Source organism: Pseudomonas fluorescens, assembly GCF_900636825.1.
Lineage (GTDB): Bacteria > Pseudomonadota > Gammaproteobacteria > Pseudomonadales > Pseudomonadaceae > Aquipseudomonas > Aquipseudomonas fluorescens_BG.
Map to the genome: position 1 here is coordinate 5,812,948 of NZ_LR134318.1, position 15,425 is coordinate 5,828,372.

At 60.3% G+C, this 15,425-nt stretch carries 11 protein-coding genes; 5 read left to right on the plus strand and 6 right to left on the minus strand.

What is annotated here, in order from left to right:
• Both EL257_RS26655 and EL257_RS26660 read left to right on the plus strand, forming a co-directional pair.
• Entirely contained in the window at nucleotides 1–507 is a 507-nt protein-coding gene (locus EL257_RS26655) for a hypothetical protein (RefSeq protein WP_126367632.1), read from the plus strand.
• Nucleotides 508–564: 57 nt separating this feature from the next.
• Nucleotides 565–1,968: a VWA domain-containing protein gene (locus EL257_RS26660; RefSeq protein WP_126367634.1), complete on the plus strand. Its 1,404-nt coding sequence runs from the start codon at nucleotides 565–567 to the stop codon at nucleotides 1,966–1,968.
• 105 nt (nucleotides 1,969–2,073) lie between these two features.
• Here EL257_RS26660 and EL257_RS26665 read toward each other — a convergent pair whose 3' ends face one another.
• Together EL257_RS26665 and EL257_RS26670 are read right to left on the minus strand one after the other, a co-directional pair.
• A complete protein-coding gene (locus tag EL257_RS26665) occupies nucleotides 2,074–4,050 on the minus strand; it encodes a methyl-accepting chemotaxis protein (RefSeq protein ID WP_126367635.1) in 1,977 nt (658 codons plus the stop codon).
• A gap of 188 nt (nucleotides 4,051–4,238) precedes the next feature.
• Nucleotides 4,239–5,159: a LysR substrate-binding domain-containing protein gene (locus EL257_RS26670; RefSeq protein ID WP_126367637.1), complete on the minus strand. Its 921-nt coding sequence runs from the start codon at nucleotides 5,157–5,159 to the stop codon at nucleotides 4,239–4,241.
• 158 nt (nucleotides 5,160–5,317) lie between these two features.
• On the opposite strand from EL257_RS26670, the gene EL257_RS26675 reads away from it, so the two are divergent.
• Nucleotides 5,318–6,712: a NorM family multidrug efflux MATE transporter gene (locus EL257_RS26675; RefSeq protein ID WP_126367639.1), complete on the plus strand. Its 1,395-nt coding sequence runs from the start codon at nucleotides 5,318–5,320 to the stop codon at nucleotides 6,710–6,712.
• Nucleotides 6,713–6,780: 68 nt separating this feature from the next.
• Here the strand turns inward: EL257_RS26675 and EL257_RS26680 are convergent, their stop codons facing one another.
• Nucleotides 6,781–8,451, minus strand: a complete 1,671-nt coding sequence (locus tag EL257_RS26680; protein ID WP_126367641.1) for a putative bifunctional diguanylate cyclase/phosphodiesterase — start codon at nucleotides 8,449–8,451, stop codon at nucleotides 6,781–6,783.
• Nucleotides 8,452–8,712: 261 nt separating this feature from the next.
• Here EL257_RS26680 and rep point away from each other — a divergent pair, with 261 nt between their 5' ends.
• Together rep and EL257_RS26690 are read left to right on the plus strand one after the other, a co-directional pair.
• Nucleotides 8,713–10,722 (plus strand): DNA helicase Rep, encoded by a 2,010-nt coding sequence (gene rep / locus EL257_RS26685; protein ID WP_126367643.1) that lies wholly within the window; start codon nucleotides 8,713–8,715, stop codon nucleotides 10,720–10,722.
• A gap of 57 nt (nucleotides 10,723–10,779) precedes the next feature.
• Entirely contained in the window at nucleotides 10,780–11,352 is a 573-nt protein-coding gene (locus tag EL257_RS26690) for a xanthine phosphoribosyltransferase (RefSeq protein ID WP_016772573.1), read from the plus strand.
• Nucleotides 11,353–11,947: 595 nt separating this feature from the next.
• Here the strand turns inward: EL257_RS26690 and EL257_RS26695 are convergent.
• From EL257_RS26695 to EL257_RS26705, 3 genes are all read right to left on the minus strand, one after another.
• Nucleotides 11,948–13,870, minus strand: a complete 1,923-nt coding sequence (locus EL257_RS26695; RefSeq protein WP_126367645.1) for an acetyl-CoA hydrolase/transferase C-terminal domain-containing protein — start codon at nucleotides 13,868–13,870, stop codon at nucleotides 11,948–11,950.
• A 361-nt stretch (nucleotides 13,871–14,231) separates the two neighbouring features.
• The gene (locus EL257_RS26700) at nucleotides 14,232–14,648 is read right to left on the minus strand and encodes a c-type cytochrome (RefSeq protein ID WP_126368273.1); all 417 of its coding nucleotides are present in this window, start codon (nucleotides 14,646–14,648) and stop codon (nucleotides 14,232–14,234) included.
• A 182-nt stretch (nucleotides 14,649–14,830) separates the two neighbouring features.
• Complete coding sequence (locus EL257_RS26705; protein ID WP_126367647.1) at nucleotides 14,831–15,379, minus strand: cupin domain-containing protein; 549 nt, start codon at nucleotides 15,377–15,379, stop codon at nucleotides 14,831–14,833.
• Nucleotides 15,380–15,425: the final 46 nt, after the last annotated feature.

A 15,425-nucleotide genomic window follows, 5' to 3' on the forward strand; every position in this document is an offset into this window, starting at 1 on the left:
ATGACGCTGAAACAGCTGGCGGTTGTGACCGCCGTTCTGGCGCTGAGCGGATGCGCCACCAAGCCGGGCGAGTGCGACGCAACCAATCGCGACAGCAGCATGTTGACCAAAATGAACTGTGACTACACCGGTGGCTACAGCGATCAGGTCAAGCAGAAGGAGCTGGCGCTGACCGAGGCTCGCCAGCAGAACGCGATGTTCCGCCAGGTCTACGAGAACATCCAGGCCCAACAACTGAGCACCCGCACCGATCTGGCCAGCCAGCAGAAATCCCAGGCTGAGCTGAATCAGTCGCTGGGCAAGCTGCTGACCTCACTCAAGGGCCGCCGTGGCAACGAAGGCCAGGTGCAGAAGCAGATCAGCGACCTGGAGCAACAGCTCAAGGCCTCGCAGGTTGCGCCAACTGCCAAGGTGTCACCGGCAACGCTGGCGGCCAAGCAGGAGCAGCTCAAAACCCTGCAAAAGAAGGTCAATCAGTTGCAGTTCAGTCTCGGTTACGAAGAGTAACTTTTCACCCCGCAGGCCTGCCGTCGCAGGCCTGCAGCTTTTTCAGGAATCGTCGTCATGCAGCGGGTCATCAGGGATGCGCACGCCACACCGGAGGGGATGAGTGCGCTGCAGGCCAAAGTCGCCCTCATTCAGAAACACTTTCCACCGACAACCGCGAGTCTGTTCGCTATCCCACGGCTGGGCAGTGGCGAGGTGCTGGAATGGTGGACCGAACTGGGTGGCCAGCCCACGCCGTATGCCGAGCTCAATGAGGACGCGCAGCGACGCTTGCTGCAAACCTATGAGGTGCGCCAGACCTCCCTCGAACAGTTGGCGAATGAATTGCAAAAACGCGGTCAGCCGGATGTCGCGGATGATCTGCGCAGTCTGCTCGGCAGCCCTGAACTGGACAAACTCTACAGCCTCAACGGCGAGCCACTGGTGGTGCGCTGGAACCAGCGCCCGCCAAGGCCGGTCGTGCCGCCGGTCGTACCGCTGGCGCCAGTGGTGGCACCTTCGCGCCGCGGCTGGTGGCTAGCCGCGTTGCTGGCGCTACTGTTGCTGTTGTTGCTGGCGCTGTGGTTGTGGTGGTTTCTGCACCGTGAGCCTGCCGTCGTCGCAGTGCCCCCTGCCGCACCGATCGTGGCGCCAGTTGAGCAGCCGGTCGAACCGCTGCCCGAACCCGTCGTCGAACCGGAGCCTGTGCCGGAACCTTTACCCGAGCCGGAGCCGGCGCCGATACCCGAACCGAAACCTGTGCCGCCGCCGAAACCGGTGGTCGTCGCTCCGCCGCCACCGACCCTGGACAACTTCGCCTGTCGGAAAAAAGCACCGGATGCGGTGGTCCCGCAATTTGTCGTGGTGCTCGATACCTCCGGGTCGATGGAGCTGAACATCAAAGCGGTGAAAGCCGATGAAGACTGGTTTTTCGGCAATAACCTCAACAAGTACACCGACCCGAACCGCACCTTGCAGATCTTCGAGAAACCGAGCCGCATGAACGTCGCGCAGGACTCGCTGGCCGGGATGATCAACGCGCTCGACCCGAAGATCGACACGCGCCTCATCACCTTTGAGGGTTGCGAAAGCACGCCAGACCAAGGGGTGTTCAAGTTTGCCGACAGGCAGCGCCTGATCAACGGTATCCGCGGCCTGGTGCCCAACCAAGGCACACCGTTGGCCGACAGCCTGGCTAAAGCGGCGAGCACCGTGGACGGACGCAACAACGATGCGGTGATCGTGATGTTCGTCGACGGCGAGGACGGTTGTCAGAAGGATGTTTGCGCGGTATCGCGACGTATTGCCCAAGAGCAACCACGCTTGCGCGTCAACGTGGTGAACATTGGCGCGGGCGGACCGTCGCAGTGCATCGCGAAAAACACCGGTGGCCGGGTTTACGCGAGCACCAACGCGGCCGAACTGGCCAAGCAGTTGAAGCTGGCGAGCAAGGAAGTGTCCAGCAGCGCCAAATGTAACTGACACCGTGCAGGAGCCGCGGCACGCTGCGATCTTTTGAGCTGCTTTTGAAGATCAAAGGATCGCAGCCTCGTTTTACTCGTCAGCTCCTACAGGGGCGCTGCGGGGTTAACGGAAGCGGTCGACCTCGGAGCGCAGGTCTGCGGCGAGTTTTTCCAGCTCTTTGGCGGTGACCGCGAGGTTCGAGACCACTTCGCGCTGCTCGCTGTTGGCCAAGGCAATGCTTTGCAGATTGCTGCTCAGCAAGGTCGCCGTGCTGCTTTGTTCCTGAGTCGCGGTGGTGATCGCGGCAAACTGCTGGCCCGCCGAACGGCTCTGCTCATCGATCCGCGCCAGCGCCGTGGCGACATTGGCGTTACGCGACAAACCTTCCTGCATCAACACATTGCCCTGCTCCATGGTGCTGATGGCGTTGCCGGTTTCCTGCTGGATGCTGTGGATCATGCTGGAAATTTCATCGGTCGCCTGACGGGTACGCGAGGCGAGGCTGCGCACTTCATCGGCCACCACGGCAAACCCGCGACCTTGCTCACCGGCACGCGCCGCTTCGATCGCGGCGTTTAGCGCCAACAGGTTGGTCTGCTCGGCAATCGAGGTGATCACACCGACGATGCCGCCGATTTCCTGCGAACGCTGGCCGAGAGTGTTGATCACCGTGGCGGTGCTGTTCAGCGCACCGGCGATCTGCTCCAGCGACGACGACGCTTCTTCCATGGAACTGCGGCCGATCTGGGTTTGCTGGGCGTTTTCCTGGGCCAGACGCTGGGTCGCGCCCATGTTGTCGGCGATGTTCAGCGACGTCGCACTGAACTCTTCAACGGCACCGGCCATGCTGGTGATTTCGCCAGACTGCTGCTCCATTCCTTCGTACGCGCCGCCGGACAAACCGGACAGTGCCTGCGCACGGCTGTTGACCTCTTCCGAGGCGCGGCGGATGTGCTCGACCATAGTCGACAGCGCCTGACTCATCTGGTTGAACGCACGGGACAGCTGACCGATCTCGTCGTGGCTCGACACGTTCAGACGCACGCTCAGGTCACCAGCACCCAAGGCTTCGGCCTGACGCACCAGATCGCCCAGCGGCGCGAGTTTGCTGCGCAGCAGCCAGACCACAGAGCCGACGGCCAGCAACATCGCCAGCAGACTGCCGATCGCCAGTTGGGTACCTACGCTCCAGGTCACCGCGCGAATCTCGGCCTTTGGCATGCTCGCCACCACCGACCACGGGCCATCTTCGAACGGCACGGCGACGCTGTAGAAATCTTCGCCCTTGTCGCTCCAGAACTCACCCTTGCCTGGGGTTTTCACCAGATTGTTGATGGTCGGGACGGCTTGATCCAAGGCTTCTACGCCGGCAACCGGCACCAGCCATTTGTTCTGCTCGTCGAGCAACGCCAGCGAGCCGGTTTTGCCGATGCGGAAGCGTTTGAGGTTGGCGAACTGTGCGTTTTGCGCATCGGTGTAATCGAAGCCGACGTACAACACCGCAATGATCTTGCCCCCCGCGTCGCGCACCGGGGTGTACTGCGACATGTAGTAACGTTCGAACAACAGCGAGCGGCCAACATAGCTCTGTCCCGCCATCAACTTCGCATACGCCGGGTTGGCGTGATCGAGCACGGTGCCGATGGCACGGGTGCCGTCCTGCTTGCTGACGTTGGTGCTGACGCGAATGAAATCTTCGCCGCTGCGCACGAACACCGTGGCCACGCCGGCGGTCATCTGCTTGAACTCGTCAACTTCCTTGAAGTTGTTGTTCAGCACCACGTTGCCCAGGTGCAGGCCCGGAGTCTGTACGCCGGCCACGGTCACTGGCTCATCCGGATGCACGCTCAAGCCGCTGCCGAAGCGTTTTTCGAACAGCCCGCTCAAACGCAGGGTGCTTTCGCGCAGCGTGCTGTGAAAAGTGCTCAGTTGGTCGGCCAGCAGCCGCGCCTCACTGGCCAGATGTTCTTCACGGGTGGCGAGGTTGGCGGTATCCAGTGAACGTAGGGCGAACACCGAACTACCGCTGATAACAATCGCCAGTATCACAGCAAGGGCAAGGCCCAGCTGCGAAGCGATCCGAGCACGAGGTTGAGACATGAACAGCTCCTGGCCGAGCCACCGAATCTTCCTTGATCGCGGTAATTGCCCGGAAAATATTCTAATAATGGGGTGCAGCGCGGAACCGGCACGACGGTTCCACTTGCTCGTAGTCGGCGGGAAAACCGAATACTTGAGCGGTTTACGTGGGTATGGCGCAGTAATGGCATTGTGCCGGCTCGAACGTTTCAGCTCAAGCGCGCGACCGTCGGCAGTTGCATGGCGCGGACCTCGCCCTGCAGGAAGTCGCTGAGACGGCGCAAACGTTCACCTCCGGCACGCGTTTTCGGCCACACCAAGTAATAATTCAGTCCGCTGGCCACCGCTGTTGGCCACGGCAGACTCAAGCGTCCTTGCGCAACATCTTCGGCGACCATCAACAAATCGCCCATCGACACGCCGTAACCGCGCGCCGCCGCGATCATGCCCAGCTCCAGCGTGTCGAACACCTGGCCGCCCTTGAGCGAGACCTGCTCGGACAGGCCCATGCGTTCCAGCCAACTGCGCCAGTCGCGTCGATCCGGAGTCGGATGCAACAACTCGGCAGTCGCCAGTCGTGCCACATCCCAAGGCTGATCATTGAGCAGGTTGGGCGCGCCGACCGGGATCAGTTCTTCAGGAAACAACAGGCTCGCTTCCCAGTCCGGCGGAAAGTGCCCGTCACTGAGCAGCACCGCGCAATCGAACGGCTCGTTGTTGAAGTCAACCGAATCGACGTCCATCCACGCGCTGGTCAGTTGCACCTCATTGCCCGGCTGCAATTGGCGGAAGCGACTCAAGCGCGCCAGCAGCCAGCGCATGGTCAGGGTCGATGGCGCTTTCATGCGCAGGATGTCGTCTTCGGCACGCAGGGTATTGCAGGCGCGCTCGAGGGCGGCAAAGCCCTCGCGAACACCGGGTAACAGCAGGCGCGCCGACTCGGTGAGTTGCAGATTGCGCCCGCTGCGATGAAACAGCCGGCAGGCGAAATGTTCCTCAAGAGTGCGCATGTGCCGACTGACCGCGCTTTGGGTGATCGACAGCTCCTCAGCGGCGCGGGTGAAAGAACTGTGGCGCGCCGCCGCTTCGAATGCGCGCAGGGCATACAACGGCGGAAGGCGTCGGGACATACACAAAGCTCCAACAGCGGGATGCAGCCAATCTGGCGATGGTGTTTCAGGATGAGTTTCAGTCATGCAACCCATCCTTTTTATCCCTTTGTGCAAAGCCTGCCAAGCGCCGAGAATCGACGGTCTGCTGTTCCCTCCAAAATCGACTGGTGATGACCATGCAACATCCTGTGCGTACCGAACTCTGGGCCATCCTGCGGCTGGCGGGGCCGCTGATCGCTTCGCAGTTGGCGCACATGCTGATGGTGCTGACCGATACCCTGATGATGGCCCGCCTCAGCCCCGAGGCGCTGGCGGGCGGCGGTCTCGGCGCGGCGACGTATTCGTTCGTGTCGATTTTCTGCATCGGCGTGATCGCGGCGGTCGGTACGCTGGTGGCGATACGCAAAGGTGCCGGCGACATCCTCGGCGCGGCACGGTTGACCCAGGCCGGTTTGTGGCTGGCGTGGCTGATGGCGCTGGTCGCCGGATTGCTGCTGTGGAATCTGAAACCGGTGCTGTTGCTATTCGGTCAGACCGAAACCAACGTCAACGCTGCCGGGCAGTTTCTGGTTGCCCTGCCCTTCGCGCTCCCCGGCTATTTGAGTTTCATGGCCTTGCGCGGCTTCACCAGTGCAATTGGCCGGGCGACCCCGGTGATGGTCATCAGCCTGGCCGGCACCGTGGCTAATTTCCTGCTCAATTACGCGTTGATCGCCGGAATGTTCGGGCTGCCGAAAATGGGTCTGACCGGCATCGGTATGGTCACCGCTATTGTCGCCAACTGCATGGCCCTGGCGCTGGCCTGGCACATCCGCCGGCATTCGGCCTATGACGCCTACCCATTGCGTGCCGGGCTGTCGCGACCAAATCGGCAATACCTCAAGGAGCTCTGGCGCCTTGGCCTGCCGATTGGCGGCACGTACGCTGTGGAAGTCGGCCTGTTCGCATTCGCCGCGCTGTGCATGGGCACCATGGGCAGCACGCAGTTGGGCGCACACCAGATCGCCCTGCAGATTGTCTCGGTGGCATTCATGGTGCCGGCGGGCATGTCGTACGCGATCACTATGCGCGTCGGCCAGCATTACGGCGCCGGGCAGTTGCTGGATGCGCGGATGTCCGGGCGGGTCGGCATCGTCTTTGGCGCGGTGGTGATGCTGGGCTTTGCCATGGTGTTCTGGTTGCTGCCGAACCAGTTGGTGGGGTTGTTCCTTGATCACAATGATCCGGCATTTGCCGAGGTGATTCGCTTGGCGGTGAGCCTGCTGGCCGTGGCGGCGTGGTTCGAATTGTTCGATGGCACGCAGACCATCGCCATGGGCTGCATTCGCGGGCTCAAGGATGCCAAGACAACATTTCTGGTCGGGCTCGCCTGTTATTGGCTGATCGGTGCGCCAGCAGCTTGGTGGATGGCGTTCCACTTGAGCTGGGGACCGACGGGCGTCTGGTGGGGTCTGGCGCTGGGGTTGGCGTGCGCGGCGGTGAGTTTGACGCTGGCGTTTGAATGGAAGATGAAGCGGATGATTCGGCGGGAGCCTGCGGCAGAAGATTATCAAGCGGTTGCGGCGGATTAGGATCAGAAGATCGCAGCCTGCGGCAGCTCCTACAGGTCCTTGTTGGAGCTGCCGCAGGCTGCGATCTTTTAAACGGCTTCCACAGAAGTCTGCTGGCTGGCGCCAAAAGTCAGGTAATCCACCAGTTCAGCCAATGGCAACGGCCGGCTGATCAGATAACCCTGCACCTGATCGCAACCAAATCCGCGCAGCAATTCCAGCTGCTCCGGCGTTTCGACGCCTTCGGCCACCACTTCCAGGTGCAGGTTGTGCGCGAGGTTGATCATCGCGTGCACCAGTTTGCGGTTTTCTTCGCGCTGCTCCATGCCGCCAACGAAGCTCTTGTCGATCTTCAGCAAGGTGATCGGCAGGCTATTGAGGTGCACGAACGACGAGAACCCCGTGCCGAAATCGTCCAGCGAGAAGCGCACGCCGAGGCGACCGAGGGCGTCCATGGTCTGTTTGACCAGATCGCTGCGGCGCATCACGGCGGTTTCGGTCAATTCGAACTCCAGCCACTGCGCCTCGACGCCACGTTCGACGATCAAACGGCTGAGCGTCGGCAATAACTGACTGTCCTGAAACTGGCGGAACGACAGGTTGATCGCCATGTGCAGCGCCGGCAGACCTTGCTCGCGCAGCGCCTGCATGTCGCGCAGCGCCCGGGAAATCACCCAATAACCCAACGGCACGATCAACCCGCTTTGTTCGGCCAGTGGCACAAATTCGCTCGGTGGCAGCAGACCGCGTTCGCCATGGCGCCAGCGCACCAGCGCTTCGAGGCCGACGATCTGGCCATCCTCAAGGTTGAGGCGTGGCTGGTAATGCAATTCCAGTTCATCGCGGCGCAGGGCCCGGCGCAGCTCGCTTTCAAGGTCAGCCATGCTGCGCGCGTTGCGGTTGATGCGTTCGTTGAAAATGTGAAAGGTGCAGCCCTGGGTGCTTTTAGCCTGCTGCATGGCGATGTGCGCGTGCCACATCAGCGGGTCGGCGCCGCCGTTGGCGCGGGCATGGGCGATGCCGAGACTGGAGCCGATCAACAGGCTTTCGCCATCGACCCAATACGGTTCGGCCAAGGCTTCGGTAATTCGTTCGGCCATCCACTCGGCGCGTTGCGGCGCGCGGCGAGTATCGATCAACAGAGCGAACTCGTCACTGCCCAGGCGCGCCAGTTGATCGCCAGCCTCCAGCTGACTTTTCAGCCGGGCGACGACCTGCAGAATCAGCCGGTCTCCCGCTTGATGGCCGAGGGCGTCATTGGCATGGCGGAAATTGTCGAGATCGAGATGCCCCAGAGCCAGGCCGCGACCGTCGCCTTCAGCAAGACGCGCGGCCAGCAAGGTCTGGAAGCCCTGGCGATTGGCAATGCCGGTCAACGGATCCTGTTCGGCGAGGCGTTGCAGGGTATTTTCAAGCACCCCTCGTTCGCGCACGTGGCGCAGGCAACGACGCAACATGCCGGCATCGAGGGCGTCGAATACCAGCCAGTCGCTGACACCATCGGGTGCATGGGCCGGTTCGTGTTCAAGCAACAATACCGTCGGCAGGCTGCAGCGGCCGGGTGCCGGTTGCAACGCTGGAATGGTCAACAGCACCGCGTGCCGGTTGTCTTCGAACAAACGGCAGACTGACTCCCAATTCGGCGCGCTGATCAGCACCGCCGTGCTCCCCATCGGAGCCAGACACTCGCGCAATAACGCTGTCCACGCTGGCTCTTCGGCCAGTAGCAGCAAACGCAAGGGTTCGACAGGCGTAGACAAGCTAGCTCCCTAGACTCTGCAATGATGTGGGCGGGGGCATTATGCCGTTGCGACGACCAATGACCAAATGACCGGTTAGCAAAACGTTATTTTGTGTCACGAATGAGAACATTAGCCGCAAAATCCCCGCGCATCCTGCGTGAAAGTAACAAAACCGGCAAATTTGAATCGCGTGGTACGTCACAAGTCGGACAGAGCAGCACAATTCGCTGAGCCTGTTAAAATGCCGGCCCATTTCGTTATCGACTCCCGAATTTTCGTATGTCCCGACTCAATCCCCGGCAGCAAGAAGCCGTGAACTACGTCGGCGGCCCTCTATTGGTGCTCGCCGGTGCTGGCTCCGGCAAGACCAGTGTGATCACGCGCAAGATTGCGCACCTGATCCAGAACTGCGGCATCCGCGCCCAATATATCGTCGCCATGACCTTCACCAACAAGGCCGCGCGCGAGATGAAAGAGCGGGTCGGTACCCTGCTGCGGGCCGGCGAAGGTCGCGGCCTGACGGTCTGCACCTTCCACAACCTGGGCTTGAACATCATCCGCAAGGAACACGCGCGGCTGGGCTACAAACCCGGTTTCTCGATCTTTGACGAGACCGACGTCAAAGCCCTGATGACCGACATCATGCAGAAGGAATACGCAGGCGACGATGGCGTCGACGAGATCAAGAACATGATCGGTGCCTGGAAAAACGATCTGATCCTGCCGCCCCAGGCCCTGGAAAACGCGCGCAATCCCAAGGAACAGACCGCCGCCATCGTCTACACCCACTATCAGCGCACGCTCAAGGCGTTCAACGCGGTGGACTTCGACGACCTGATCCTGCTGCCGGTCAAACTCTTCGAGGAACATGCCGATATCCTCGAAAAATGGCAGAACAAGGTTCGCTACCTGCTGGTCGACGAATACCAGGACACCAACGCCAGCCAATACCTGCTGGTGAAAATGCTCATCGGCAAGCGCAACCAGTTCACCGTGGTCGGCGACGACGACCAGTCCATCTACGCCTGGCGTGGCGCGCGGCCGGAAAACCTGATGCTGCTCAAGGACGACTACCCGTCGCTGAAAGTGGTGATGCTCGAGCAGAACTACCGCTCCACCAGCCGCATCCTGCGCTGCGCCAACGTGCTCATCTCGAACAACCCGCACGAATTCGAAAAGCAGCTGTGGAGTGAAATGGGCCACGGCGACGAGATCCGCGTGATCCGCTGCCGCAACGAGGACGCCGAAGCCGAGCGCGTGGCCATGGAAATCCTCAGCCTGCACTTGCGCACCGACCGCCCGTACAGCGACTTTGCGATTCTCTATCGCGGTAACTATCAGGCCAAACTGATCGAATTGAAGCTGCAGCACCATCAGGTGCCGTATCGCCTGAGCGGCGGCAACAGCTTCTTCGGTCGCCAGGAAGTAAAGGACCTGATGGCCTACTTCCGCCTGATCGTCAATCCGGATGACGACAACGCCTTCCTGCGCGTCATCAACGTGCCGCGCCGCGAGATCGGCTCGACGACCCTGGAAAAACTCGGCAACTACGCCACCGAACGCAAGATTTCGATGTACGCCGCCACTGACGAAATTGGTCTGGGCGAACATCTCGACAGCCGTTTCACCGATCGTCTGGCTCGCTTCAAGCGTTTCATGGACAAGGTTCGCGAGCAGTGCGCCGGCGAAGATCCGATTTCGGCGCTGCGCAGCATGGTCATGGACATCGACTACGAGAACTGGCTGCGCACCAACAGCTCCAGCGACAAGGCCGCCGACTACCGAATGGGCAACGTCTGGTTTCTGATCGAGGCGTTGAAAAACACCCTCGAGAAGGACGAAGAAGGCGAAATGACCGTCGAGGATGCCATCGGCAAACTGGTGCTGCGCGACATGCTCGAGCGCCAGCAGGAAGAAGAAGACGGTGCCGAAGGCGTGCAAATGATGACGCTGCATGCATCCAAGGGTCTGGAATTCCCCTACGTGTTCATCATGGGCATGGAAGAAGAAATCCTCCCGCACCGTTCCAGCATCGAAGCCGACACCATCGAAGAAGAACGTCGCCTGGCCTACGTGGGTATCACCCGCGCTCGGCAGACGCTGGCGTTCACGTTCGCCGCCAAGCGCAAGCAGTACGGCGAGATCATCGACTGCGCGCCAAGCCGCTTTCTTGATGAATTGCCGCCGGACGATCTGGCCTGGGAAGGCAACGACGACACCCCGACCGAAGTCAAAGCCGTGCGTGGTAATAGCGCATTGGCCGATATACGCGCGATGTTAAAGCGCTAGAATCGACTACTTTTTAATCTACCTTCGGCGCCCCATGCGCCAACAGAGGAAGCTGTTGTGGAAGCACTGCACAAAAAAATCCGCGAAGAAGGCATCGTGCTTTCCGATCAGGTCCTGAAAGTCGACGCCTTTCTGAACCACCAGATCGACCCGGCCCTGATGAAGCTGATCGGCGACGAATTCGCCGCGCTGTTCAAGGACTCGGGAATCACCAAGATCGTCACCATCGAAGCCTCGGGCATCGCCCCGGCGATCATGACCGGTCTGAACCTCGGCGTGCCGGTGATCTTCGCCCGCAAGCAACAGTCCCTGACCCTGACTGAAAACCTGCTGTCGGCGACCGTCTACTCGTTCACCAAGAAGACCGAAAGCACTGTGGCGATTTCCCCGCGCCACCTGACCAGCAGCGACCGCGTGCTGATCATCGACGACTTCCTGGCCAACGGTAAGGCTTCGCAGGCGCTGATCTCGATCATCAAACAGGCCGGCGCGACCGTGGCCGGTCTCGGCATCGTCATCGAGAAGTCGTTCCAGGGTGGCCGCGCCGAACTGGACTCGCAGGGCTATCGCGTCGAATCGCTGGCTCGGGTGCAATCGCTGAAAGATGGCGTCGTCACCTTCATCGAATAACACAACCCCGCCGCTCCCCTGTAGGAGCTGTCGAGTGAAACGAGGCTGCGATCTTTTGACCTGCTGAAAGATCAAGATCAAAAGATCGCAGCGTGCCGCAGCTCCTACAGGGCTATTGCGCGGCGTCGCTGCTCGGTCGTCACCTTCATCGAATAACACAACCCCGCCACTCCCCTGTAGGAGCTGTCGAGTGAAACGAGGCTGCGATTTTTTCGATCTGCTGCAAGATCAAGATCAAAAGATCGCAGCGTGCCGCAGCTCCTACAGGGCTATTGCGCGGCGTCGCTGCTCGGTCGTCACCTTCATCGAATAACGCGACCTCGCCACTCCCCTGTAGGAGCTGTCGAGTGAAACGAGGCTGCGATTTTTTCGATCTGCTGCAAGATCAAGATCAAAAGATCGCAGCGTGCCGCAGCTCCTACAGGGCTATTGCGCGGCGTCGCTGCTCGGTCGTCACCTTCATCGAATAACGCGACCTCGCCACTCCCCTGTAGGAGCTGACGAGTGAAACGAGGCTGCGATCTTTTGACCTGCTGAAAGATCAACATCAAAAGATCGCAGCGTGCCGCAGCTCCTACAGTGGTGGGTTGTGCGGTTATTGCGCGGTGGCTTTGAGGCCTGTGAGCAGCAGGCGCTGGAACAGGTCTTCTTTCAGGCCTTCCGGAGCCGTTAGCTGCATACGTTCGAGATGTTCGGGATACAGCGATGGCTCGGGGGCGTCGAGGGCTGCTTTGCCGAGTTCGAGGATTTCGGTGAGTTTGAATTTGCTTTTCAGCCAGTTCAGCGCCCGCAGTAAATCCCTTTCGATCGCGGTGAAGTCACAACCCAGCGGATACTCCGGAAACAGGTTCGGATGCCGTGCGGCAATCGCTTGCAAACGTTGCGGTGTGTTGTCGGCGAAGCGCGGGTCGAGGCGGAAATCCTTCGGCAGCTTGCCGACTTTCTGCGCCTGTTCGATCAACCCCGGCTGAAAGCGCGAATCGCTGATGTTAAGCAGCGCTTCGATCACCGCCGCGTCGGACTTACCGCGCAGGTCAGCGATGCCGTACTCGGTGACGACGATGTCGCGCAGATGCCGTGGGATCGTGCAGTGGCCATAATCCCAGACAATATTGGAATTGACCTCGCCGCCGGACTCGCGCCAGCTGCGCAGGATCAGCATGGATCGCGCGCCTTCCAGCGCATGGCCCTGGGCGACAAAGTTGTACTGCCCACCTACTCCGCTAAGCACGCGCCCGTCCGCCAGTTGATCGGCCACACCCGCGCCAAGCAGAGTCATGGTGAACACGGTGTTGATGAAGCGCGCATCGATGCGCTGCAAGCGCTTGAGCTCTTCCTGGCCGTACAGCTCGTTGATGTAGCTGATGCGGGTCATGTTGAATTCAAGCAGCTTGCTTTGCGGCAGCTCACGCAGACGTTCATAGAAACTGCGCGGGCCAAGGAAGAAGCCGCCATGAACGCAGATGCCGTCAGGCTGCGCGGCCTCGTCGAGGGTGCCGGCGTTGGCCTGCTCCTGCGTCGGTATATCCGGGTAAACCTTGCGCCGAATGATTCCGGCATCCGCCAGCACCAGCAGACCGTTGACGAACATTTCGCTGCAGCCGTACAGGCCTTTGGCGAATGGCGCGGTGCCGCCCTCGCGCTGGATCAACTGCGCCCATTGGCTGAGATTGATGTCATCGAGCAACGCCTGATACCCGACGTTATCGGCCTGACGCGCCAGCAACGCGGCGGTCAGCGCATCGCCCATCGAACCGATGCCGATCTGCAACGTGCCGCCGTCGCGTACGAGGGTGCTGGCATGCAAACCAATAAAATGATCCTGAAATCCCACCGGCATGTTCGGCGTGGAAAACAGCGTGCTGCTGTCTTTCGCGTCGATCAGCAGATCAAAGGTGTCGATATCGACCTCGGCGTCGCCGGGCATGTAAGGCAAATCCGTGTGCACCTGGCCGACCAGCACAATGGTCTCGCCTGCTTCACGCCGCTTGGCGATCATCGGCAACAGGTCAAGGGTGATATCCGGATTGCAGCTCAGGCTCAGGCGATCCGGATGGTCGCTGCTGCTGGCGAGCAATTGCGCCACGAGATTCAGGCCGGCCGCGTTGATATCGCGGGCGGCGTGGCTGTAGTTGCTGCTGACGTAATCCTGCTGCGCCGGTGCGCTGTTGAGCAGGCTGCCGGGCTGCATGAAGAACTGTTGAATGCGAATGTTGGTGGGCAGACTGTCACGCTGCAGGTCGGCGAGGAAGTCGAACTCCGGGTAGTCCCCAAATACGCGTTCGACGAAAGGTTCGATGAAGCGCTTCTGCAAACCATCGCCCAGATTCGGCCGGCCAAGACACAGCGCGGTGTAGATCGTCAGTTGCCGCTCGGGCAAGTCCTTGATGCGCCGGTACAGGGCGTTGACGAAATGATTCGGCTTGCCCAGACCCAGCGGCAGGCCCATGTGGATATGCACCGGCAACCGCGCCAGAACGTCATCCACCGCTTGTTCGATCGAACACAACTGCACCATCTGAAGCCTCCCGCCCGTTCCGTTGATAGGGGTAGACCGAGATTGCCTTGAGTTTGCTGCAAAGGACAGCCGAAAGTCCCGGACGATCGTCGGCATGGGAGCTTTATGGCTGAAGATCGCATGCCCTCACCCTAGCCCTCTCCCAGAGGTAGAGAGGACTGAATGGGGGTTGCTGTGAAGATACGCCGACGTGCAAGTGATGCGCTGAATCCATAATCGCTAAGGTCTTTCAGGTCGACGGAGAGCGAAAGACATTACGGTCGGCCCCCTCTCCCTCCGGGAGAGGGCTGGGGTGAGGGGCTGTTGAATCGCAGGCACAAAAAAACCGTCCGAAGACGGTTTTTTTCGTCAGAAGTGCGGCTTATTTCAAACCGGACATTTTCTGGATAGCGCCCTTCAGCTCTTCATCCGAGCAATCGGCGCAGGTGCCTTTTGGCGGCATGGCGTTGATGCCAGTGATGGCCTTGGCGAGAATGCCGTCGAGACCGCCTTGATGATCCGCCCGTTCTTTCCAGGCGGCTGCGTCACCGATTTTCGGTGCACCCAACAAGCCGCTGCCGTGGCAAGCGTTGCAATGTTTGGCAATCACTTCATCCGGGGTTTTCGCACCACCACCGCCGCCAGCAGTTGCGGCCACTTCCATCCCTTTGCATTCCTGCCCCTGAACACACACCTGACCGACAGGCTCAAGGCGTTTGGCAATGTCGTCGTTCGTCGCAGCTTGAGCGCTGACAGCCCAGAGGGCCAGTACGGTTGCTGGTGCAGCCAGCATTTTCATAATTAGGTTCACGCGTTCACCCTCAATGGTGGCTATTCACGCCTGCGGCCACGGTTCGCAGGCGGGCGCAAGTATAGCGGGTAGCCCGCCACACTGAAACAACCCCATTCTTAGAGGGGTCTTGTTGCGCATCGGTAAAACAGCTCGGGTGCCTTCGCCGTAATGGCTTGGCGCCTCTTGATTTAGAAATTCGCCGGCGTGGCTGCGCTGATAAGTCGCGCAGGCATGTCGAACGGATTCCGGAAACGATGCGGCTTGGTACTTTCAAAATAGTAGCTGTCGCCGGCTTCGAGAATAAAAGTTTCCAGCCCTACCACCAGCTCCAGCCGGCCTTCAACCAGAATTCCGGTTTCCTCGCCTTCATGGGTGAGCATTTCTTCGCCGGTATCTGCGCCCGGTGGGTAGATTTCGTTGAGGAAAGCGATGGCACGGCTCGGGTGCGCGCGGCCGACCAGTTTCATGGTCACGGCGCCGTCAGAAATGTCGATCAGCTCATTGGCCTTGTAGACGATCTGGGTCGGGACTTCCTGCAGGATTTCTTCGGAGAAGAACTCGACCATCGACATGGGAATGCCGCCGAGCACCTTTCTCAGTGAACTGATCGAAGGGCTGACGCTGTTCTTTTCGATCATCGAAATGGTGCTGTTGGTGACGCCCGCGCGTTTGGCGAGTTCACGCTGGGAAAGCCCTTTGAGCTTGCGGATCGATTGCAGTCGTTCACCGACGTCCAAGGCGGGAGCCTCCTGATGTTGTAAGAATATTGAGCGTTATCATGGC